Consider the following 20861-nt stretch of genomic DNA (forward strand, 5'->3'; position numbering starts at 1 on the left):
GCTCAGTCATAGATCGCCTCCACCAACCACTGCCCGGCCTCGACGGCCAGCAGCAGGGCGGCACCGTCTGCCAGGCTGACCTGGAACCGGGCCCGGCGGCGGGCCTCGGCCGGCGCCCACCACCGCTCGTCCACCGGCCACGGGCCGGCCCAGCCCACGATCTCCGCCGGCTGGCCGGTGCCGACCACCAGCCGAGCCGGTGGGGCGCTCACCGCCAACCGCGCGCTGATCACCACCGGCTCACCGGCGGCGTCGTGCACCGTCGCCGCGAGCGGACTGGGCAGCACCACCGCCGGCGCGGGCGCCGGCAGTCGACCCGGCCACGGCGGAGCCCCGCCTCCACCCCGGCCGGTGACCGGGTCGGCGCCGGCATCGGCCGGCGGCCCCGGACGAGCGGGGACGCGTTCGTCGCCCCACGGCACCAGCCGCACCTGGTCGGCCAGGGAGCGCCCACCACCGAGCACCGCGGTGACCACCGCTTCCGGGCCGAGGATGCCCTGCACCCGGCTCAACGCCCGGTGCGCGCGTTCCCGCTCCTCGCCGGTCTCCCCCCAGAGGCCGGCCTGAAGGCCGGCCTGGGCGATCACCCCGTCCGGGATCAGTCGCAGCCGGATGATGCCGGCCGTCGGTCGGGCCGGTCGGGCACCGGCGCGGCCGTTGCTGCCGGAGAGCCACCCGTCGAGCTGCCAGCGCACCCGGTCGGCGATGGCCGCTGCGGTGAGCAGACCATCGTGCCGCCACACCCGGTGCAGCTCCTGCCCGTGCTCGGTGACCGCCTCGATGCCGAGCCGGGTGCAGGCCAGCCCATGCCCGGCCAGCCGTTCGTGCAGCCGCTCGGCCAGCGCCCGGGCCACGAACGCCGCCGCGTCGACCCGGTCGATCGGCTCGTCGTGCTCCGCGGTCACCGTCAGGTCGGCCGGCGGCTGCCGGACGGCGAGTGGGCGATGGTCCCGCCCGGCGGCCAGCCGGTGGGCCAGCGCACCGTCGAACCCGAACCGGGCCAGCACGTCGCCGGCCGGCAGGGCGGCGAAGTCGCCGAGGGTGCGTACCCCCAGCCGGCGCAGCAGGTCGGCCAACGCCGACCGGCCGAGCGCCTCGACCGGCAACCCGGCCAGGAACTCCGGTGTCCCACCCGGTGCCACCACCCGGCCAGCGCGAGCGGCCAACCCGGCCGCGAACACCCCGTCGGCGATGCCGACCTGGCTCTCCACCAGGCACGACTGCGCCACGTGCTCGATGATCCGCTCGGCGGCCGCCTCCTCACCGCCGAGGTAACGGCCCGGCCCCCGGGCGGCCACCGCGCAGGCTCCCGGACGGACCACCTCGACGCCGGCGACCAACTCCTCCACCGCGGCGACCACCGGCTCGAACGCCCGGGCATCCCGGCCGGGGTCGTATTCCACTACGGTGAGCTGCGGACAGCGCCCCTGTGCCTCCCGCTTGCGCAGCCCCCGACGCACCCCCTCGGCGCGGGCCCGCTCGGAGCAGGCGACCACCCGGTTGGCGTGCATAACGGCGACCGGGCCGGTCGCCGGCACCCCGTCGACGATCTCGGCGGCGAGCACCGGCCAGTCCGGGCACCACAGCAGCAGCGTGCGTGCCGGCGCGCCGGTCACCCCCGACCGACCAGGGCGAGTGGCACGGCCGATCGACCCACGGGCGACGGCAGCGTACGAGGGATCACCCGGGTCAGCTCGTCACCCGGGAGCCACACCTTGATCTCCTTGGGCCGGACGGCCGCCCCGCGCCCGCGCGCCGAGACGGTGATCTCCCGGCGGCGCAACCGCCCCCGGCCCAGCCCGAGACCCTCCCAGACCCCACGGACCACCTGCAGCGTCACGTCCGCGCCGTCCCACCGGCCATACGGGACGAGCACGCTGCCGCGCTGCCGGGCCCGGGCGGCCAACCGGGTGGCGACCGAGGCGGAGACCGAGGCCGGCACGGTGGTGACCACGACGTCCACCCCGTCGATCAGCGCGGCGACCACTGTGGCCCACTCGGGGCCGGGGTTCGGCACCAGGGCCAACCGGTCCAGGGCGATGCCCAGCTCAGCCGCCGCGCCCGCGCCGAACGTCGGCACCCCGACCACGGCGCACCACGAGCCGGCCCGGGACGCCTCGGCGAGCAGGGCCAGCATCAGCGAAGTGCCACCGCTGCGGCGGGGCTGGCCGGCGGCGACCGCGATGGTGCTGCCCCGGCGCAGGCCCCGGTTGGGCAGCAGACCGGTCAGCTCGGGCACCACCGGCAGCACCCGGTGCCCACCGACCGGGTCGGGTGCGCTCGCCGGGCGCACCAGATCGGCCAGCGCGGCGGAACCGACCACCATGCGGCCCGCCATTGGACCAACTCCCCCGTCGTTGCTGTGGATCAGATCAGGACCGGCACGCCGTGCCACCGGCCGCCCGGCTCCCCCCGCGGGGCGGCCGGTGGCACGGCGGGATCAGGCGGCGAGGCCGTCCAGGGCCGGTTGGTGGGCCACGCCGAGCGCGGTTTCCACCACCGTGACGAACTGTTCGGCAGCGCGGAGCAGGTCGTCGGCCTCCCGGGCGCTGACCACCCGGGGGATGCCGGCCTCGGCGGCGGCGCGCTTGCTGGCCCCTGCGGCGAAGAACCGGGACCACTCGTCGAGCTCCGGAGCGACGGCGCAGAGGAGGACCCAGACGCTGGTGATCCGGTTGCGTCGACTCGGCGCGGGTCGGGCCCGGGCGGCGAGCAGAGCCGCCGCCGCGCGCAGGGCGGCCAGGTGGGCAGCCGCGTAGCGCAGGCCGTCAGGTCGGGTCTGGCCGGCCTCGACCAGCCCACGGCGGGCCAACGTGAGGAGCTGGGCGGGGGTGCGGTGCGGCAGCACGTGCGCCGGCACCGTCGGTGCCTGAGCCGGGTTGGTCGGCATGGGTGTCTCTCCTCCACGTGGCCGAGACGTCACTGCGGCGGCTGATGCCACCGACGACGCCGAGGTCGGGGTGGTGCGGAGGAAGACGCACCGGGTGTGGCCGGCCGGGTGTGGATGCTTCCCCACACCACACCCGGCCGGCGGACCGGCGGGTGCGTCGCCCGCCGCCCGGGGGTCGTGGGCGGCGGGCGACGCTCCTGCCTGTTGGGACCAGGCTCGCGACTGCCCGGAAACCCAGGTGCGGCCCGCGGAGCCGCACCGCCCGGAGGTGGCGCCGCGAAACGCCGCGCTCCGGCTGGTTGGAACGGGCGTTCGAGGCAATCGAACACTCGTTCTAACTGCTGCTGACAGTACACCTCCCCTCCGACGAAAATGCAACGTGTGACGCGCCGAGCGTGCCGGCCGGCTGAACCGGCCACCAGCGGACCGGGAAGAATGGCGGGATGCAGCCACACCCGAACGTACGGGCGGTGCAGGACGCGCTCACCGCCGCCGGCACGCTCGACGGCGCCGGTGAGCCCAGCATGGTCCGTCTGCTGCCCGACGCCGTGCACACCGCCGCAGCGGCCGCCGCAGCGCTCGACGTCGAGGTCGGCCAGATAGCCAACTCACTGATCTTCGACGCGGACGACACGCCGCTGCTCGTCCTCACCTCCGGCGCGCACCGGGTCGACACCGCCGGCCTGGCGGCATCGATCGGCGTCACCCGACTGCGTCGGGCCACCCCGGAGTTCGTCCGGGCGCACACCGGGCAGCCGATCGGCGGGGTCGCCCCACTCGGGCACCCGCACCCGCTGCGCACCCTGGTGGACACGGCGCTGGCGGCGTACCCGGAGATCTGGGCCGCGGGTGGCGTACCCCAGGCGGTCTTCCCGACCACCTACCCCGAGCTGTTGCGGGTCACCGCCGGCACCCCGGCCGAGGTGGCGTGAGTGAGCGAACCAGCAGGCACAGCAGCGATGCGCTCGTGCCGCCGCAAAGCGGGGGCGTGAGCGAGCGAAGCGAGCGCACCAGCAGTCCCGGCAGCGTCGCCGGCGCGGCTCCAGAGCTGGTCACGCTGCACGTGTGGCGGACCTCCCACGGCGCGCTGCCCCGGGCGCTGACCCGGATGGCGGTGGACCCTCGCCGGTTGCGGGCCCTCCCCGGCGTTCGGTTCGGCAAGCTGCTGGGCACCGGGACCGGCACCGACTTCGGGCCACGGGACGCCGACCTGACCCGGTGGGCGGCGCTGACCGTCTGGGACTCTCCCGCCGCGGCGGGAGGCTTCGACGACTCGCCGGTCGGGCGGGCCTGGGCGCGCATCGCCCACGCCCAGGCGCGAATCGACCTACGGCCGCTGACCAGCCGGGGCGAGTGGTCCGGCCAGCGGCCGTTCGGCGACCCGTCGGGCGGCCGGGTCACCGGCCCGGTGCTGGCACTGACCCGGGCCCGGCTGCGAGCCCGCCGGGCGGCCACCTTCTGGCGGGCGATCCCGCCGGTGGCCGCCGCCCTGCGCGACGCGCCCGGGCTGCTGGCCCGGTTCGGGGTCGGAGAGGCCCCGTTGGGTTGGCAGGGCACGGTGAGCGTGTGGCGCGACCCGACGGACCTGGTGGCGTTCGCGTACCGTCACCCGGAGCATCGGGCGGCGATCATGCGAACCCCCACCGCGGGCTGGTACGCCGAGGAGCTGTTCGCCCGGTTCGAGGTGCGCGACGTGGTCGGCGACCGGTCGGTGCTCGGATGGGCCGCCGACGGCGGCCCGGAAACGGTGAAGGGTGGACGGGCATGAGGTTGGTGCGCTGGACGCCGGACGATCTCGTCCGGCGGCTGGACGACGTGGTGGCCGTCTACGGCGAGGCGATGGGATACCGCACCGACCTGCTGGAGGCCCGGCGCGGTTACATCGCCACCCACGTCCGCCGGCCGGGTTTCCGGGCGGTTGCCAGCCTGACCAGCGAGGGTCACCTCGCCGGCTTCGGCTACGGCTACCTGGGCGCCTCCGGTCAGTGGTGGCACGACCAGGTGCACCGCGCGCTGGACACCCCGACTCGTACGCGCTGGCTCACCCACTGCTTCGAGGTGGTCGAGCTGCACGTCCGGCCACCGGCGCAGGGGCACGGCCTGGGCGCCGGTCAGCTGCGCGCGCTGCTCGGCATGGCGGAGGGCGACACCGTGCTGCTGTCCACCCCGGAGGCCGACGAGCAGACCTCGCGGGCCTGGCGGTTGTACCGACGGTTCGGCTTCGTCGACGTGCTGCGCGACTTCCACTTCCCCGGCGACGAGCGACCGTTCGGCGTACTCGGTCGGGATCTGCCGCTCGAGCCACCGGCGTCATGACCCGGCGGATCTCCTGGACGCTGCTCGCCGTCCTGGTGCTCGCCCAGATCTGCTACCCGCTCACCACCGGCACCACCCGGGCCGGGCTCACCGTGGCCACCGTCGTCCTCGGTTGGCTGCTCTCGGTCGGCCACGCGCTGCTCAGCCGGGGCCCACGGGTGGCGGCAGCGCTGGTCGCGGTGGCCACCGGCGGCGGGTTCGCGATCGAGGCGATCGGGGTGGCCACCGGCGTGCCGTTCGGCAGCTACGACTACTCCGGAGAGCTGGGCCCCAAGCTGGCCGGCGTGCCGCTGATCATTCCGCTGGCCTGGACCTGGATGGCCTGGCCGGCCTGGCTGGCAGCGGCCCGACTGACCGGCGGCAGGGCCGCAACGGCCGGCGGCAGCGGGCCGACAGCCGGCGGCAGCGGGCCGACGGTGGGTCGATGGGTGGGGCGGATCGCGCTGGCCACCGTGGGGCTGGCCGCCTGGGACCTCTTCCTCGACCCGCAGATGGTGGCCGAGGGCTACTGGGTCTGGCGCGACGCCACCCCGGCCCTGCCCGGTCTGGCCGGCATCCCGGTCAGCAACTACCTGGGCTGGCTGCTCTTCGCGGTGCTGATGATGAGCGCGCTGCGCCCGCTGGCCGGGCCGGCCGCCGAGCACACCGATCGGCGGGACCACCCGATGGTCGCGCTCTACCTGTGGACGTACTTCTCCAGCATCCTGGCCCACGCCGTCTTCCTCGACCTGCCCGCCTCGGCGCTCTGGGGCGCCGCCGGCATGTCGGTGACCGCCGTACCCCTGGCAGTGACCCTCCTGCGTGCCCGCCGGGGCGGTGACCCCGGTCGGGAGGCCCACCAGCCACACCGCCCCGGCGTCGACGCGACCCGATGACCGCCCTGCTCGCCCTGCTCATCGCCGTCGCCGCGTTGACCGGGCACACCTGGCTCAACGCCACCCGGTGGCTGCGCCGACCCACCGACCGGCCCGACGACGTCGACGAGCCGGTCGCCGTGCTGCTGCCGCTGCGCGACGAGGCCACCCGGGTCACGCCCTGCCTGCGCGCCCTGCTGGCCCAACGCGGCGTACCCGGGCTGCGCGTCGTGGTCCTCGACGACGGGTCCACCGACGGCACCGCCGAGGTGGTCCGCGCGGTGGCCGGCGACGACCCCCGCGTCACGCTGCTCACCGGGGTCGCCCCACCCCCGGGCTGGCTGGGCAAGCCGCACGCCTGCTGGCAGCTGGCCACCCGGGCCGACCCGGACGCCACCGCGCTGGTCTTCGTCGACGCCGACGTGGTGCTCGCCCCGCACGCCGTGGCCGCTGCCGTCACCGAGTTGCGCGCCGCCCGGGTGGCGCTGCTGTCGCCGTACCCCCGGATCGTGGTGGCGACGGCCGGCGACCGGTTGGTGCAGCCGCTGTTGCAGTGGCTCTGGCTGACCTTCCTGCCGCTGCGCGCGATGGAGCGCTCGTCGCGGCCGTCCCTGGCCGCGGCGGGCGGGCAGTTCCTGGTGGTGGACCGGGCCGGCTACACCGCCGCCGGCGGACACGCCGCGGTCGCCGACAAGATCCTGGAGGACATCGAGCTGGCCCGGGCGGTCAAGCGGGCCGGTGGGCGGATCGCCCTGGCCGACGGCTCCCGGCTGGCCACCTGCCGGATGTACGACGACTGGCCGCAACTGCGCGACGGGTACTCGAAGTCGCTCTGGGCGTCGTTCGGGCACCCGGGGGCGGCGGCAGCCGTGGTGGCGGCACTGCTGCTGCTCTACACCGCACCACCGTTGATCGCGCTGACGGGTGCGGCGGCCGGCGCGCCGAGGGTGGCCGCGGTGGGCGTGGCCGCGTACGTCCTCGGGGTGGCCGGACGGGTGCTCACCGCCCGCGCGACCGGTGGCCGGTGGTGGCCCGACGCGCTCGCACACCCCGTGTCGGTCGTGGTCCTCGGTTGGTTGACCCTGCGGTCGTACCATCTGCGAAAGCGACGCCGCCTGACCTGGCGGGGCCGCCCGGTCAGCTAGGGAGGACGCGGCATGGCGCGGATCGTGGTCGTCGGCGCCGGGGTGGGTGGCCTCGCCACCGCCGCCCGGCTGGCCGCCACCGGGCACCAGGTGACCGTCTTCGAGGCCGCCGACACGGTCGGCGGCAAGCTCGGCCGGTACGCCCACGACACCCCGGCCGGGTCGTTCCACTTCGACACCGGGCCGAGCCTGCTCACCCTGCCCGAGGTCTTCCACGACCTGTTCGAGGCGACCGGGGCGAAGCTCGACGAATACCTGGACCTCGTGCCCCTGGACCCGATCGTCCGGCACGTCTTCCCCGGTCGTGGCCCTGCACTGGACTCGTGCGCCGACCCGGTGGAGTTCACCGCCCGGATCGGGGCCGCGTTCGGTGACCGGGCGGCAGCCGACTGGCAGCGGCTGTGGCGCCGGGCGGCGCGGGTGTGGCAGGCCTCCTCACGGGACATCCTGCGTCGTACCGTCGATTCCCCTCGCGACCTCGCGTCGCTGGCCTGGCGCGTCGGCGACCTGGCCGCCATCGCCCCGGGTCGCAGTCTGCGCGGCCTGGGCCGCCGGCACCTGTCCGACCCGCGGCTGCGGATGATGCTGGACCGGTACGCCACCTACACCGGCGCCGACCCACGTCGGGCACCGGCGGCGCTGGTCGCGGTCCCCTACGCCGAGCTGGCCTTCGGCGGCTGGTACCTGCGCGGCGGGCTGGGCACGCTCGCCGACGCGCTGCTGACCCGCTGCCTGGACCTCGGCGTGGTCGTGCAGACCGACGCCACGGTCACCCGGATCGACGCCACCGGCGGCCGGGTGCACGGGGTACGCCTCGCCGGCGTCACCGCCCCGGTGCCCGCCGACGTGGTGGTGGCCAACGTGGACGCGCTCACCGTCTACCGTGACCTGCTGCCGCACCCGCGTCGGCTGGCCGGGCTGACCGACCGCAGCCTCGCCGGCTTCGTGCTGCTGCTCGGCGTCTCCGGCAGCACCGGGCTGGCCCACCACAACGTCTTCTTCCCGGACGACTACGACGCCGAGTTCGACGCGGTCTTCGGTGACCCCGGGCGCGGCGTACGGGCCCGGCCGGCGGCCGACCCGGCCGTGTTCGTCACCGTGGCCGACGACCCGATGGTCCGCCCAGCCGGACACGAGGCGTGGTTCGTGCTGGTCAACGCCGCCCGGCAGGGCACCGCGGCGGGCGCTGTCGACTGGCGACGCCCGGGGCTGGCCGACGCGTACGCCGACCGGATCCTGGATGTGCTGGCACGGCGCGGCGTGGACGTGCGCGATCGGCTGCTGTTCCGCGAGATCCGCACCCCCGCCGACCTGGGCGTGGCGACCGGCGCGCCGGGTGGCTCGATCTACGGCACCGCCGGTGGGCTGCTCCGCCCGGCGAACCGGGGCCCGGCGAACGGGTTGTGGCTGGTGGGTGGCTCCACCCACCCGGGCGGCGGGTTGCCGATGGTGACCCTCTCCGCGCAGATCGTCGCCGACGAGATCGGCCCCGCCTGGTAGACCCGGCATGCTCCGGCGGCGCGTGTTCCGGCCGGCTTCCGGCTCTGGGCCGCTCGCCCGGCCTGGCCGGCTCAGTCGACGTCGAGCAGGGCTCGGCGGATGCTGGAGAGCAGTTGCCCCAGGCCGAAAGCGGCCAGCAGCACCCAGACCGCGGTCGCCATGGTGATGGTGCCGGCGGCCAGGTCCGGCTCGATCAGCCCGGCCAGCCCGGCGACCAGCAAGCCGGCCAGCGCCACCGAGACCCGGGTGGGGCGTTCGCCCACGGTCACCGCGCCGATCTCCCGCATGCCGGCGGCGACCGCCCGCGCCCGGACGTACTCGTGCAACCAGGACAGCGCGCCGCCCGCGACAACCAGCCCACCCGGCGCACCCACCAGCCAGAACGCCAGCAGCCACGCCACCTCACCGAGCCGGTCGGCGACCGAGTCGTAGACGTAGCCGAGCCGGGTGGTGCGGCCGGTGGAGACCGCCACGGCACCGTCCACGCTGTCCGCCACGGCGGCGAGCAGCACGAACAGCGCGCCGAGGAACGGCCCGTCCCCCGGCCGGCCCACCAGCAACGGTACGCAGAAGCAGAGCAGCACCCCGGCCGCGGTGACCGCGGTGGGGCTGACCCGCAGTCGACCCAGCACATATCCGACGTGGTACGCGAATCGCAGCCAGGCGCGCACCACCGGAGCCGCGACCCGAGGGTCGAACCCACCGTGCAACCGCGCCCACGCCGTGGCGTACTGATCCCAGTTCAGCTGTGTGCCCACCACGGATCAACCGTCGTGCCGGGCAACAGGTGTCGCAGGCGCAGCGTTCACACGCGGGCGCCGGCCTTCAGGTTCTGCCAGACCTCGCGGGTCGCGGTGGACCGGTTGAGGGTGATGAAGTGGATTCCCGGCACGCCTTCGTCCAGCAGTCGGCGGCACATCTCGCTGGCCTGCTCGATGCCGAGCCGGCGGACGGCGTCCGGGTCGTCGGCGACGCGTTCGAAGCGGGCCGCCAACGCCGGTGGGAACGGCGCACCGGACAGCTGCACGGACCGCTCGATGGTGCTGAACTGGGTCACCGGCATCACGCCGGCCAGGATCGGGGTGTCACAGCCGGCAGCGGCCACCCGGTCACGTAGCCGCAGGTAGTCGTCGGCGTCGAAGAACATCTGGGTGACCGCGAACTCCGCGCCGGCCCGACACTTGCGGACGAACTGGGCGGTGTCGCTGGCCACGTCGGGCGAGCGGGGGTGCTTGTACGGGAAGGCCGCCACGCCGACGCTGAAGTCACCGGCGTCGCGCACCAGCCGGACCAGGTCCTCGGCGTAGTCCACGCCCTGGGGGTGACGGATCCACTCACCGCCCGGGTTGCCCGGGGGGTCACCACGAACGGCCAGCACGTTGCGCACCCCCACCCCGGCGAGCCGGCCGACCACGTGCCGCAGCTCGGCGACGGAGTGGTTGACCGCGGTGAGGTGGGCCATCGGCAGCAGGGTGGTTTCGGTGGCGATCCGCTCGGTCACCGCCACTGTGGTGTCCCGGGTCGAGCCGCCGGCGCCGTACGTGATCGACACGAACGACGGGCGCAGCGACTCCAACTCGCGGATGGCCTGCCAGAGCAGCTGCTCCCCCGCCTCGGTCTTGGGCGGGAAGAACTCAAACGAGAAGGTCGGCTGGTGCTCACGGATAAGCTCCCCGATCGCCGGCTGCGGATTGGGGAGTGTCGAGGGAAGACCGAGCGCCACGACCCGACTCTAGCGGTCGATGACACCAGGACCCAGGCCCTTCCCACGCCGACGGCCGAGCCGGCCCCCCGCGTCCCGATCCGGCGGGCGGAAGGGCGTCGTACCTCCGGGGTAGGAAGGGGTGGCGCGGGAGGGGTGGCGGGGGCGGCCCGGGGGCCCGCGCGGGGGTCAGCAACCGAGCGGTGCCGCTGGTCCCGCCCGTTCAGGGCGGGCCGGCCGGCGCCGCGCCGACGCCCGCCAGGAGGACAGATGATCCCGCCCGCACCGCCGCGACCCGCGCAGCTCGGGCCGCTGCTGGCTCGCTGCCGACTCGACCGGGGCTGGAGCCAGCAGCGAGCCGCCGCCGAGTTGTGTGCCGCCGCCGGGGTGCCGACGCTGAGTCGGCACGAGATTTCCCGGTGGGAACGACAGCGTCGCGTGCCGGGCGGGTTCTGGCTCGGCTGGCTCGCCGTCGTCCTGGACGTGTCGCTGGTGGTGCTCGCGGAGGCCGCCGCGACCACCCGTCGGGCCGGCTCGACGCGGGCCACCGGGCCGGGCCGCGCCGCGGCGGCCGGCGCGCGACCGGCCGGGCGGACGGGTCCAGGCCGCACCGGCGGGACTACGCGTGGCGGTGGAGCACGAGCACGGACGACCGGCTAGCGTCGGGGCGTGACCCACGCTGCTCCCGTGTCCCCCGTCGACCGCGCCGGCCTGCGGCAGCGGGTCGACAAGGCTCTCACCGAGTTCCTGGCCGGCCAACGGGTCCGGCTCACCGCCGTGGACGACGCGCTGGGTCCGGTGGCCGAGGCGATCGAGGCGTTCGTGCTCGGCGGCGGCAAGCGGCTGCGTCCCGCATTCGCCTACTGGGGGTTCCGGGGGGCCGGCGGGCTGGACGGCGACCAGGTGCTGACCGCCCTGGCCTCACTGGAGTTCGTCCAGGCCAGCGCCCTGATCCACGACGACCTGATGGACCGTTCCGACACCCGTCGCGGCGAGCCCGCGGTACACCGACGGTTCGCCACCCGGCACCGGGAGGCCGGCTGGGGCGGCGACCCGGACGGTTTCGGCGACGCCGCGGCCATCCTGCTCGGTGACCTGTGCCTGGTCTGGTCCGACGAGCTGCTGCACTCCGCCGGCCTGGACCTGTGGTCGTTGGCTCGGGCCCGGCCGGTCTTCGACGAGATGCGCACCGAGGTCACCGTCGGGCAGTATCTCGACGTGCTGACGCAGGTCACCGGGGACACCTCGGTGGAACGGGCCAGCAAGGTCGCCCGGTACAAGTCCGCGAAGTACACCGTCGAGCGTCCGATGCTGCTCGGCGCCGCGCTGGCCGACGCGCCGGAGGACGTGCGGACGGCCTACTCGGCGTACGGGCTGCCGCTGGGCGAGGCGTTCCAGCTCCGCGACGACGTGCTGGGGGTCTTCGGCGACCCGGCGCTGACCGGCAAACCGGCCGGGGACGATCTACGCGAGGGCAAGCGCACCTACCTGGTGGCGGCGGCCGTGGAGGCCACCGACGACGCGGGCCGCGAGCTGCTGCTCGGCCGGCTCGGCGACCCGGAGCTGGACGAGCACGGAGTGGCCCGGCTCCGCGAGGTGATCTCGGGGAGCGGGGCGCTGGCCCGTACCGAGCAGCGGATCGTCACACTCACCGACGCCGCCCTGGCCGCCCTTACCGCCGTCGACCTCGACACCGAGGCCCGCCAAGCCCTGGTAGACCTGGCCATAGCCGCAACCCGCCGATCCGACTAACCCCCGACCCCCTTCCCCTCCGACCCCTCGGCGTTGATCATGAGCTTATTGCCACGACACGCCGGCGGGCTGGCAATAACTTCATGATCAACGCCGAGGGCGGGCGGGGGTTAGAAGCCTTGGGCTTGGGCTCGGCGTTTCACCTCGCGGGCCTGATCGCCGGAGAGGGCGGCGGCTGGGGTGGCGCCGGGGAGGGTGTCGTCCGGCTCGTAGAGCCAGCGCAGGACGGCCTCGTCGTCGTAGCCGTTGTCGGCGAGCAGATTGAGCACGCCGGGCAGGTGCTTGAGCACGGTCTGGTTGGCGACCAGGTCCGCTGGGATCCGGCGGACGCCGTCGCGGCGGACCGCCAACAGCTCCCGGTCACGGATCATCTGGTGCACCTTGCTGATCGACACGTCGAGGCGTTCGGCGACGTCGGGCAGGGTCAACCAGTCGGCCGGGTCGGTGGGGCCGGCGAGCTCCAGGCCGGGCGCGGCCTGGTCGGGTACGGGTTCGGTCACCCGACCACCCTGCCACGCCGCCGCCGCGACGAGCCACCGGCACCCCGGGCGGTCCATCTGCGTTCTCTTCCCTGATCGCCGCTGACCAGCGAACAAGCGGCCGGGAACGCGGCGAGAGGGACCGGTTTGGCGTACGGCTGTAGCATCCTGTTCATCCCTCACCCCCTGGACACATAGACTGCCTGCCGATGGACACTCAGGTCGCCGACACGTTGCTGGGCTCGCTGATCGACGGGCGCTACCGCATTCGCGGTCGCGTGGCCCGTGGTGGCATGGCGACCGTGTACACCGCCACCGACGAACGCCTTGAGCGCACCGTCGCTGTCAAGATCATTCACCCGACCCAGGCGAGCGAGGCACGGGCCCGGATCGCCAACTTCGTGGCCCGGTTCACCGACGAGGCGAAGACCATCGCCCGGCTGACCCACCCGAACGTGGTGGCGGTCTACGACCAGGGCACCCACGCCGGCCTGCCGTACCTGGTGATGGAGTACGTCCGTGGCCGCACGCTGCGTGACGTGCTGGCCGAGCGACGCCGCCTCAACCCGGACGAGGCGCTGGCCATCGCCGAGCAGATGCTCGCCGCGATCGCCGCCGCGCACCGGGCCGGTCTCGTGCACCGCGACGTCAAACCGGAGAACGTGCTGGTCGCGGAAGCGCCTACCGGTGGCGTCGCCAACCTGGTCGACAGCGTCGTGAAGGTGGCCGACTTCGGGCTGGCCCGGGCGGTCGAGGCGAGCGCCGACGAGGAGCAGGGCAACCAGCTGATGGCCACCGTGGCGTACGTCGCCCCGGAGTTGGTCACCGAGGGCCGCGCCGATCCGCGCACCGACGTCTACTCGGCCGGCATCGTGCTGTTTGAGATGCTCACCGGCCGGGTGCCGTACGACGGGGACCGCCCGGTGGACGTCGCCTGGCAGCACGTCGACCGGGACGTGCCGGCGCCCTCGACGCTGGTGCCGGGCCTGCCGTCGGTCCTCGACGACCTGGTGCAGCGGGCCACCCGGCGTGATCCGGAAGCGCGGCCCGCAGACGCCGGCGCGTTGTTGGCCGAGGTGCAGGTGGCCCGGGATCGTCTGGGCGACGCCAACAGCCACACCGCAGTACTCCGCCCGGTCAGTGACGCTCCCTCGCTCTCCCAGCCGACCATGATGGTCGCGACGCTCCAGCCGCCCAACCGCCCGTCGTGGGCACGACTGCCCGAGGGCGCCAGCAGCCCGGGGCCGGGCCGGCGGCGGGCCGCCCCGGAGCCGGCGGAGGGCCTGGGCGCCCGCCTCGCCGTGCTGCGCAGCACGCTGCTGAGCCACCCCCGTGGCCGGCTGGCCGTCGCGGCAGTGGTCGTGACGCTGGGCCTGGTGGCCGCGCTCGGGGGCTGGTGGTTCGGCGTCGGCCGCTACACGGACGCTCCGCAGCTGGTGAGCCTGAGCAAGGCCGAGGCGCAGGCGCAGGCCGACCGCGTCGGGCTTCTCGTCAAGTACGCTGAGCCGCGCTTCGACGAGAAGGCACCGAAGGACAGCGTGCTGGAGCAGAACCCGGCGTCCGCTGCCAAGATCGTCAAGGGTGGCACGATCACCCTGACCCTCTCCCTCGGCCCGGAGCGTTTCCCCGTACCGGATGTGATCGGCAAGGAGTTCGAACTCGCCGAGGCGGACCTGCTCAATGTGAAGCTGGTGGTGGCCAGGGGCACCGCCCGCTACGACGACACCCTGCCGGCCGGGGTCGTGGTGGACAGCTCCCCCAAGGTGGGCACCGAGGTCAAACCCGGTGCGAAGGTCACCCTCATTCTGAGCCGGGGCAGGGCGCCGGTGACGGTGCCGAACCTGGTCGGCAAGAGCCTGACCGATGCCCGGACGGCCCTGGCCCAGCTCAACCTGGTGCTGAAGGAGACCTACAAGGACTCCGACAAGCCGAGGGACGAGATCCTCGGCCAGAGCCCTGCCGATGGCGCCGGTGTGGAGAAGGGCACCGAGGTCAAGCTGGACGTCAGCAAGGGGCCACCGCTGGTCGCCATGCCGCGGGTGATCGACCTGCCGTGCCAGCAGGCCAAGCAGGCGTTGGAGGGTCAGGGCTTCCCGGTGACGATGGCGATCAACCCGAACGCCGTGGTCCGGATCCAGATCCCGGGCGAAAATTCGCAGGTGGCGCCCGGCACCCCTGTCACACTGACGTGCTTCTGATGCCGACGATCTCCGTGCGGCCGGTGGGCACGCACACTCCGACCTCGGGCGGGCTGGCGAAGGCTGCCCTGCCGTACGCCGACGCGACCGGTGCGCAGGTGGTGCAGGTCTACGTCTCCAACTCGCGGGGCTGGGCACTGCCCAACGGCGACCCGGTGCAGGACGCCCTGTTCCGCGACGGTTGCGCCGAGCGGGGCATTCCCGCGTTCATCCACGCCGCGCTGCTGGTCAACCTCGGCTCGCCCACCCCGGCCACGGTCGAGAGGTCGGGCCAGACGCTGGAGCACGCGCTGCGTCGGGGCGTGGCGATCGGCGCGCGCGGGGTGGTGTTCCACGCGGGCAGTTCGGTGGACGAGGGGCACGCCGAGGCGGCGATGCGACAGGTCCGCGAGGTGTTGCTGCCGTTGCTCGACTGGGCTGCCGACGCTGGCGGGCCGATGTTGCTGGTCGAGCCGAGCGCCGGCGGTGGCCGCTCACTGGCCTCCCGGGTGGAGCAGCTCGGGCCCTACCTGGACGCGGTGGACGGGCACCCCATGCTCGGGGTCTGCTTCGACACCTGCCACGCCTGGGCGGCCGGCCACGACCTGGCGGCCGAGGGCGGGATGACGGCGACCCTGGACACCCTGGTGGCCACTGTTGGTGCGGACCGGCTGCGGCTGGTCCACGCCAACGACTCGAAGGATCTGTGCGGCTCCACCCGGGATCGGCACGAGAACATCGGCAAGGGCAGCATCGGCGAGCCAGCCTTCGCCGAGCTGATGGCGCACCCGGCGACGGCTGGCGTCCCGATCGTCGTGGAAACCCCCACCGAGAAGCACGTGGGCCACGCCGCCGACATCGCCACCCTCACCCGCCTGTCCCACCCCTGACCCTCCCCGGCACCGATCACCGGGGTGGGCCATGGGTTGTGAGCGCTGGGGGGTGGGGTTTTAGGCGGCGAGGATGCGGGGTAGGGCTGCCAGGGCGCGGTCGATGTCCGCGTCGCTGACGCCCAGGTGCGTGACCAGGCGGGCGGTACGGGGGCCGAGCACCGAGATCAGTACGCCTTCGGCCCGCGCCGCGGCGGCCAGGGCCCGGGCGTCCAGGGTGTGCTTGGTGAGGTCCAGCGCGACCAGGTTGGTACGGACCGTGGTGGCCAGCACACCGAACGGCGCGACCGCCTCGGCGAGCCGGGCCGCCTTCGCGTGGTCGTCGGCCAACCGGTCGATGTGGTGCGCGAGCGCGTACCGACCGGCGGCGGCGAGAATGCCGGCCTGGCGCATGCCCCCGCCCATCCGCTTGCGGATCAGCCGGGCACGTTCGATCTTCTCCGCGCTGCCCACCACCAGCGAACCGACCGGCGCGCCGAGGCCCTTGGAGAGGCACACCGACAGCGTGTCGAAGATCCGGCCGTACTCGATCAGCGGCACCTGGTCGGCGACGTGCGCGTGCCAGATCCGGGCGCCGTCACAGTGCAGCGCGACGCCCGCCTCGTCAGCGACCCCGCGCAGATCCCGCAGGGTCGCCAGCGGAATCACCCCGCCGCCGCCGCGATTGTGGGTCTGCTCGACGGCGATCGCGCGGGTGGGGACGGCGAAGTAACCGTCCGGCCGGATCATCCCGGCCACCACCTCCGGGTCGATGTCCGCGCCCACCGCGGGCCAGGTCCGCGAGGAGATCCCGCCGTACGCGGCCGCGGCGCCGATCTCGTACGTGACCACGTGCGCGTCGGCGTCGCAGAGCAACTCCTCGGCGGGCGACACCAGCAGTTGCAGGGCGATCTGGTTCGCCATCGAACCACTCGGGGCGAACAGCGCCGCCTCGTGCCCGAACAACGCGGCGACCTCGGCCTCCAGCGCGTTGACGCTCGGATCCTCGCCGTAGACGTCGTCACCGACCTCAGCGGCGGCCATCGCCTCCCGCATCCCGGCGGTGGGTCGGGTCACCGTGTCGGACCGCAGGTCCACGAACAGATCAGGCACTGTCATCCTTTCAACTGCCGACTGCGGGCTCGCAAGCTCACCCTCGCGTCAGCCATGGTCATCCTCTGACTTGCCGGCTGCGTGCTCGCAAGCTCAGCCACGCAGCATTTCCGCTACGAGGAAGGCCAACTCCAACGACTGCTGGGTGTTCAGTCGCGGGTCACAGGCGGTCTCGTACCGGTCGGGCAGGTCGAGATCCTCGATCCCCTGGGCGCCGCCGAGGCACTCGGTGACGTCTTCGCCGGTCAACTCGACGTGCAGGCCGCCGGGGTGGGTGTCCAGCCCCCGGTGCACCTCGAAGTAGCCGAGCACCTCGTCCACGATGCGGTCGAAGTGCCGGGTCTTGTAGCCGTTGGACGACTCGTGTGTGTTGCCGTGCATCGGGTCGCACTGCCAGACCACCTTGGCCCCGGCGGCGGTGACCTTGGCGACGATCGGCGGCAGCGCGTCGCGTACCCGGTGGTTGCCCATCCGGCTGATCAGGGTGAGCCGCCCGGGGATGTTGTCCGGGTTGAGCTTCTCGCACAACTCGATCGCCTCGTCCGGGGAGGTGGTCGGGCCGAGCTTGACCCCGATCGGGTTGGCGATCCGGGAGATGAAGTCGATGTGCGCCCCGCTGATCTGTCGGGTGCGCTCGCCGATCCAGAGGAAGTGCCCGGAGAGCCCGTACGCCCGACGGTCGGAGACCCGGGTGAGCGCCCGGTCGTACTCCAGGGCCAGGGCCTCGTGGGAGCAGTAGAGCGTGACGGTGCGCAGCGCCTCGTCGTCGGTCATGCCGCAGGCCCGGATGAAGGCCAGCGCCCGGTCGATCTCCCGAGCGATCGCCTCGTAACGCTCCCCCGCCGGGGAGTTCTTCACGAAGCCCTTGTTCCAGTCGTGCACGGCGTGCAGGTCGGCGAGCCCGCCGGCGAGGTACGCCCGGAGCATGTTCATCGCCGCCGCCGAGTTCGCGTACGCGCGGATCATGCGCTGTGGGTCGGCGACCCGGGCGGCCGGGTCGGCCTCCAGCGAGTTGATCATGTCGCCGCGGTACGCGGGCAGGCCGCGGGCGTCGGTCGGCAGCGAGCGGGGCTTCGTGTACTGCCCGGCGACCCGGGCGACCTTGACCACCGGCAGCGACGCGCCGTAGGTGAGCACGATCGCCATCTGGAGCAGGGTGCGGGCGTTGGCCAGCAGGTGGCTCTCGGTGTTGTCCACGAACGTCTCGGCGCAGTCACCACCCTGCAGCAGGAACGCCTTGCCCTCGCAGACCAGGGCGAGCTTCTGCCGGAGCTGGTCCACCTCGTAGGGCGCGACGACCGACGGCACGGTGTCGAGGACCTTGCAGACCGCGGCCACGGCAGCCGGGTCGGACCACGGCGGGACCTGCTCGCGAGGCAGCTCCCGCCATCGGTCCAGGCCGAGCGCCGCGTCCTCGGCGGAGTCGATGGTCGGTCGGCTGGTCTGCAGGCCCGGGCTGCCCACCGCGGGATGGCTCAACTGATGCCACTCATGGCGCATGACAGAAAGCGTACGGCGACCGTCGGGGTGGCCGGGCGGCGAGGGGGACGGTTCCGGCAGATGGGAGATCAATCTGCCGGGCGCTGGTCAGGACGCGCGGGTAGGGGCGACGCCGGTCGGCGTCGGAGCGGCCGGCCCACCCGGCGCTTCGCCGGCGATGCACCAGTCGCTGCCGTCCCGGGTGACTGTGAAGACCAGCGGCCGGACGACGGTGCGCTTGCCGACCGCGACCGAGACCGAGACGCTGACCTCCTGCCCGCGCGGACCGGACCGGACGTCCGTGATGGCCGCCTCCGGCACCTGGAAGTGGTCGGCGAAGTCACCGTTGGGGCCGGTGGCGCCCAGGTCGAAGCCGTCGTGCAGCAGAGCGCAGAGTTGGCTGCGGCCGGCGGCGACGTCCTTGGCCGCCATCGCGTCGAGGTACGCCTGCACGCGCTCACGGGAGCGGGTGGCGGCCTCCTCGGCGGGGGCTCGGGCCGGCTTGGCGGCGGGCCCGTCCTCGTCCTCGCCGCCGATCCCGCAGCCGACCAGGGCGGCCGGCAGCAGCACCAGCCCGGCGGCGGTCGCCGCCAGCCTGCGGTGGGTCGCGCGCATGATCACCTCCGTCGGCGGTGAGATCGAGACGTGCCGAGCCGCGAGTCTGCCACATCCGGCTGGCCGAGCCCAACGGCGGCGGCCCGGTCGACGCTGGGCGTCGACCGGGCCGCTGTGTCACGGGCGGGAAGGGACGGTGCGGGCCCCTTCCCGCCGTGTGGGTGGTGCGTCGGCCCTCGGCTCAGCCGAGACCGCCCTTGATGGCGCCGATGAGCTCGCCGTTGCTCGTGTCACCGGAGAGCTCCCAGAAGAACGCGCCACCGAGGCCCTGGTTGTTCGCGTACGTCATCTTGCCGTTGATGGTCGACGGGGTGTCGTAGCTCCACCAGTTGCTGCCGCACTTGGCGTACGCGGTGCCGGCGATCGTGCCGGTGGCCGGGCAGGTGTTCTTGAGGACCTTGTAGTCCTCGATGCCGGCCTCGTAGGTGCCCGGCGCCGCGCCGGTGGCGCTGCCACCCGGAGCGGCCTGGGTGACACCGGTCCAGCCCCGGCCGTAGAAGCCGATGCCGAGCAGCAGCTTGTTGGCCGGGACGCCCTTGCTCTTGAGCTTCTGGATCGCCGCGTCGGAGTTGAAGCCCTGCTGTGGGATGCCGGTGTACGAGGTGAGTGGTGAGTGCGGTGCCGTCGGACCCTGGGCGGCGAAGGCGCCGAAGTAGTCGTAGGTCATCGGCATCAGCCAGTTGAGGTTGCCGATGGCGCCGGCGTAGTCGGTGGCGTCGATCTTGCCGCCGTTGCTGCCGTCCGCGGTGATGGCGGCGGTGACCAGGGCGCTGGACCCGAACTTCGACCGCAACGCGCTGATCACGTTCTTGAACGCGTTAGGGCCGCTGCTGTCACAGCTCAGACCGCAGGCGTTGGGGTACTCCCAGTCGACGTCGATGCCGTCGAAGACGTCCGCCCAGCGCGGGTCCTCGACCAGGTTGTAGCAGCTCTCGGCGAACGCGGCCGGGTTCTGCGCGGCCTGGGTGAAGCCGCCGGACCAGGTCCAGCCACCGAACGACCAGATCACCTTGAGGTGCGGGTTCAGCTGCTTGAGCTTGCGCAGCTGGTTGAAGCTGCCGCGCAGCGGCTGGTCCCACGTGTCGGCGACGCCGTCCACGCTCTCCGCCGCGGTGTACGCCTTCTCGTAGTCGGCGTAGCTGTCACCGATGGCGCAACGGCCACCGGTGGTGTTGCCGAAGGCGTACAGGATGTGGGTCAGCTTGGCGGCCGAGCCGCTCGTCTGGATGTTCTTGACGTGGTAGTTGCGCCCGTAGACGCCCCACTCGGCGAAGTAACCGACGATCTTCTTGCCGCCCGGGTTCGGCGGGTTGGTGGTCGGCGGTGGCGTGGTGGGCGGAGGGGTGGTGGGCGGCGTCGTCGTCGGTGGGGTGGTGGTCGGCGGAGTGGTGGTCGGCGGGGTCGTCCCGCCGCCGCACGCGGCACCGTTGATGGTGCAGTTCAGCGGTGCCTTGTAGGCGCCGCTGCCGTTGTAGCCCCAGCTGAACGAGGCGCCGGGGGCGATGCCGCCGGCCCAGCTCTTCTTGACCGCGACGTAGTGGTTGCCGCTGCTGGTGACGTCGGCGTCCCACGCGCTGCTGATGGTGGTGCCCGACGGCAGGTCGAACTCGATGCGCCAGGTGGTGACTGTGGCGCTGGAGCCGTTGGTGACGGTCACCCTCGTCTCGTGACCGGTCCCCCAGTCCTGCGCCTTGGTGAAGGTGGTGGTGACCGTGCCGGCACCGAACGCGGTGGTGACCGGCACCGCTGCGACGGTCACGGCGACCACGGCACCGGCCCAGAGGGCCCGGCGGAGCGATCTTTTCATGAGGCGTCTCCCGAACTGTTAGGAAACTTTCCAAAAGAGATGGTGAGACGGTACTCACGGCGTCATCAGTTCGTCAAGATGTGCATGTTTCGATTTCTCCTGGTGCACGGAGTGCGTACGCTGCGCCCACCCCGGGTCGACACCCGGCCGGCGCGTAGCCTCG

At 73.4% G+C, this 20861-nt stretch carries 20 protein-coding genes; 10 read left to right on the top strand and 10 right to left on the bottom strand.

What is annotated here, in order from left to right:
- Positions 1–2 precede the first annotated feature (2 nt).
- The 3 genes from ACIA47_RS24430 to ACIA47_RS24440 all read right to left on the bottom strand — a co-directional run bounded on the left by ACIA47_RS24430 (position 3) and on the right by ACIA47_RS24440 (position 2890).
- On the bottom strand, positions 3–1616 hold the full coding sequence (locus tag ACIA47_RS24430) for a DNA polymerase Y family protein (RefSeq protein WP_396710882.1): 1614 nt from the start codon (positions 1614–1616) through the stop codon (positions 3–5).
- The gene (locus tag ACIA47_RS24435) at positions 1613–2338 is read right to left on the bottom strand and encodes a hypothetical protein (RefSeq protein WP_396710883.1); all 726 of its coding nucleotides are present in this window, start codon (positions 2336–2338) and stop codon (positions 1613–1615) included. The genes ACIA47_RS24430 and ACIA47_RS24435 overlap by 4 nt, the downstream gene beginning before the upstream one ends.
- 102 nt (positions 2339–2440) lie before the next feature.
- A complete protein-coding gene (locus ACIA47_RS24440; RefSeq protein ID WP_007463070.1) occupies positions 2441–2890 on the bottom strand; it encodes an SAV_6107 family HEPN domain-containing protein in 450 nt (149 codons plus the stop codon).
- Between the two features lie 443 nt (positions 2891–3333).
- On the opposite strand from ACIA47_RS24440, the gene ACIA47_RS24445 reads away from it, so the two are divergent.
- Genes ACIA47_RS24445 through ACIA47_RS24470 form a run of 6 tightly spaced genes read left to right on the top strand, consistent with a single transcriptional unit; the run spans position 3334 to position 8705 of the window.
- Positions 3334–3822, top strand: coding sequence for a YbaK/EbsC family protein (locus ACIA47_RS24445; protein ID WP_112582768.1), 489 nt, complete (start codon positions 3334–3336; stop codon positions 3820–3822).
- A gap of 56 nt (positions 3823–3878) precedes the next feature.
- Entirely contained in the window at positions 3879–4658 is a 780-nt protein-coding gene (locus ACIA47_RS24450; protein WP_396710884.1) for a monooxygenase, read from the top strand.
- On the top strand, positions 4655–5206 hold the full coding sequence (locus tag ACIA47_RS24455; RefSeq protein ID WP_210785723.1) for a GNAT family N-acetyltransferase: 552 nt from the start codon (positions 4655–4657) through the stop codon (positions 5204–5206). The genes ACIA47_RS24450 and ACIA47_RS24455 overlap by 4 nt, the downstream gene beginning before the upstream one ends.
- Positions 5203–6081: a carotenoid biosynthesis protein gene (locus ACIA47_RS24460; protein ID WP_396710886.1), complete on the top strand. Its 879-nt coding sequence runs from the start codon at positions 5203–5205 to the stop codon at positions 6079–6081. The genes ACIA47_RS24455 and ACIA47_RS24460 overlap by 4 nt, the downstream gene beginning before the upstream one ends.
- Positions 6078–7205 (top strand): glycosyltransferase, encoded by a 1128-nt coding sequence (locus ACIA47_RS24465; protein WP_396710887.1) that lies wholly within the window; start codon positions 6078–6080, stop codon positions 7203–7205. Before ACIA47_RS24460 ends, ACIA47_RS24465 begins: the two co-directional genes overlap by 4 nt.
- 12 nt (positions 7206–7217) lie before the next feature.
- The gene (locus ACIA47_RS24470) at positions 7218–8705 is read left to right on the top strand and encodes a phytoene desaturase family protein (protein WP_396710888.1); all 1488 of its coding nucleotides are present in this window, start codon (positions 7218–7220) and stop codon (positions 8703–8705) included.
- Between the two features lie 71 nt (positions 8706–8776).
- Here ACIA47_RS24470 and ACIA47_RS24475 read toward each other — a convergent pair whose 3' ends face one another.
- Together ACIA47_RS24475 and metF are read right to left on the bottom strand one after the other, a co-directional pair.
- Positions 8777–9466 (bottom strand): CDP-alcohol phosphatidyltransferase family protein, encoded by a 690-nt coding sequence (locus ACIA47_RS24475; protein WP_396710889.1) that lies wholly within the window; start codon positions 9464–9466, stop codon positions 8777–8779.
- A 44-nt stretch (positions 9467–9510) separates the two neighbouring features.
- Positions 9511–10428, bottom strand: a complete 918-nt coding sequence (metF, locus tag ACIA47_RS24480) for a methylenetetrahydrofolate reductase [NAD(P)H] (protein ID WP_396710890.1) — start codon at positions 10426–10428, stop codon at positions 9511–9513.
- 249 nt (positions 10429–10677) lie between these two features.
- On the opposite strand from metF, the gene ACIA47_RS24485 reads away from it, so the two are divergent.
- Together ACIA47_RS24485 and ACIA47_RS24490 are read left to right on the top strand one after the other, a co-directional pair.
- Positions 10678–11067 (top strand): helix-turn-helix domain-containing protein, encoded by a 390-nt coding sequence (locus tag ACIA47_RS24485; RefSeq protein ID WP_396710891.1) that lies wholly within the window; start codon positions 10678–10680, stop codon positions 11065–11067.
- A gap of 9 nt (positions 11068–11076) precedes the next feature.
- Positions 11077–12159 carry a polyprenyl synthetase family protein gene (locus ACIA47_RS24490; protein WP_396710892.1) on the top strand — a complete coding sequence of 361 codons (1083 nt, stop codon included), beginning with the start codon at positions 11077–11079 and terminating at the stop codon, positions 12157–12159.
- A 110-nt stretch (positions 12160–12269) separates the two neighbouring features.
- On the opposite strand, the gene ACIA47_RS24495 is transcribed toward ACIA47_RS24490, so the two are convergent.
- A complete protein-coding gene (locus tag ACIA47_RS24495) occupies positions 12270–12659 on the bottom strand; it encodes an Rv2175c family DNA-binding protein (RefSeq protein ID WP_091408069.1) in 390 nt (129 codons plus the stop codon).
- A 188-nt stretch (positions 12660–12847) separates the two neighbouring features.
- Here ACIA47_RS24495 and pknB point away from each other — a divergent pair, with 188 nt between their 5' ends.
- A complete protein-coding gene (gene pknB / locus ACIA47_RS24500; protein ID WP_396710893.1) occupies positions 12848–14836 on the top strand; it encodes a Stk1 family PASTA domain-containing Ser/Thr kinase in 1989 nt (662 codons plus the stop codon).
- Positions 14836–15705 (top strand): deoxyribonuclease IV, encoded by an 870-nt coding sequence (locus ACIA47_RS24505; protein WP_396710894.1) that lies wholly within the window; start codon positions 14836–14838, stop codon positions 15703–15705. The genes pknB and ACIA47_RS24505 overlap by 1 nt, the downstream gene beginning before the upstream one ends.
- Before the next feature lie 60 nt (positions 15706–15765).
- Here the strand turns inward: ACIA47_RS24505 and ACIA47_RS24510 are convergent, their stop codons facing one another.
- From ACIA47_RS24510 to ACIA47_RS24525, 4 genes are all read right to left on the bottom strand, one after another.
- A complete protein-coding gene (locus ACIA47_RS24510; RefSeq protein WP_396710895.1) occupies positions 15766–16803 on the bottom strand; it encodes a threonine aldolase family protein in 1038 nt (345 codons plus the stop codon).
- An 87-nt stretch (positions 16804–16890) separates the two neighbouring features.
- On the bottom strand, positions 16891–18297 hold the full coding sequence (locus ACIA47_RS24515; RefSeq protein ID WP_091407607.1) for a class II 3-deoxy-7-phosphoheptulonate synthase: 1407 nt from the start codon (positions 18295–18297) through the stop codon (positions 16891–16893).
- Between the two features lie 87 nt (positions 18298–18384).
- On the bottom strand, positions 18385–18891 hold the full coding sequence (locus ACIA47_RS24520; RefSeq protein WP_396710896.1) for a hypothetical protein: 507 nt from the start codon (positions 18889–18891) through the stop codon (positions 18385–18387).
- A gap of 181 nt (positions 18892–19072) precedes the next feature.
- Positions 19073–20698 (bottom strand): glycosyl hydrolase family 18 protein, encoded by a 1626-nt coding sequence (locus ACIA47_RS24525; RefSeq protein WP_354942554.1) that lies wholly within the window; start codon positions 20696–20698, stop codon positions 19073–19075.
- Between the last annotated feature and the right edge of the window lie 163 nt (positions 20699–20861).

Source organism: Micromonospora sp. NPDC051227 (assembly GCF_044455385.1).
Taxonomy (GTDB): Bacteria; Actinomycetota; Actinomycetes; order Mycobacteriales; family Micromonosporaceae; genus Micromonospora.

Excerpts from the sequence above, each read along its gene's own strand:
- ACIA47_RS24525 (WP_354942554.1), bottom strand. The coding sequence starts at position 20,698 with ATGAAAAGATCGCTCCGCCGGGCCCTCTGGGCCGGTGCCGTGGTCGCC.
- ACIA47_RS24435 (WP_396710883.1), bottom strand. The coding sequence starts at position 2,338 with ATGGCGGGCCGCATGGTGGTCGGTTCCGCCGCGCTGGCCGATCTGGTG.
- ACIA47_RS24470 (WP_396710888.1), top strand. The coding sequence starts at position 7,218 with ATGGCGCGGATCGTGGTCGTCGGCGCCGGGGTGGGTGGCCTCGCCACC.
- ACIA47_RS24515 (WP_091407607.1), bottom strand. The coding sequence starts at position 18,297 with ATGCGCCATGAGTGGCATCAGTTGAGCCATCCCGCGGTGGGCAGCCCG.
- ACIA47_RS24520 (WP_396710896.1), bottom strand. The coding sequence starts at position 18,891 with ATGCGCGCGACCCACCGCAGGCTGGCGGCGACCGCCGCCGGGCTGGTG.
- ACIA47_RS24460 (WP_396710886.1), top strand. The coding sequence starts at position 5,203 with ATGACCCGGCGGATCTCCTGGACGCTGCTCGCCGTCCTGGTGCTCGCC.
- ACIA47_RS24455 (WP_210785723.1), top strand. The coding sequence starts at position 4,655 with ATGAGGTTGGTGCGCTGGACGCCGGACGATCTCGTCCGGCGGCTGGAC.
- ACIA47_RS24505 (WP_396710894.1), top strand. The coding sequence starts at position 14,836 with ATGCCGACGATCTCCGTGCGGCCGGTGGGCACGCACACTCCGACCTCG.
- ACIA47_RS24485 (WP_396710891.1), top strand. The coding sequence starts at position 10,678 with ATGATCCCGCCCGCACCGCCGCGACCCGCGCAGCTCGGGCCGCTGCTG.
- ACIA47_RS24510 (WP_396710895.1), bottom strand. The coding sequence starts at position 16,803 with ATGACAGTGCCTGATCTGTTCGTGGACCTGCGGTCCGACACGGTGACC.
- ACIA47_RS24465 (WP_396710887.1), top strand. The coding sequence starts at position 6,078 with ATGACCGCCCTGCTCGCCCTGCTCATCGCCGTCGCCGCGTTGACCGGG.
- ACIA47_RS24440 (WP_007463070.1), bottom strand. The coding sequence starts at position 2,890 with ATGCCGACCAACCCGGCTCAGGCACCGACGGTGCCGGCGCACGTGCTG.
- ACIA47_RS24445 (WP_112582768.1), top strand. The coding sequence starts at position 3,334 with ATGCAGCCACACCCGAACGTACGGGCGGTGCAGGACGCGCTCACCGCC.
- pknB (WP_396710893.1), top strand. The coding sequence starts at position 12,848 with ATGGACACTCAGGTCGCCGACACGTTGCTGGGCTCGCTGATCGACGGG.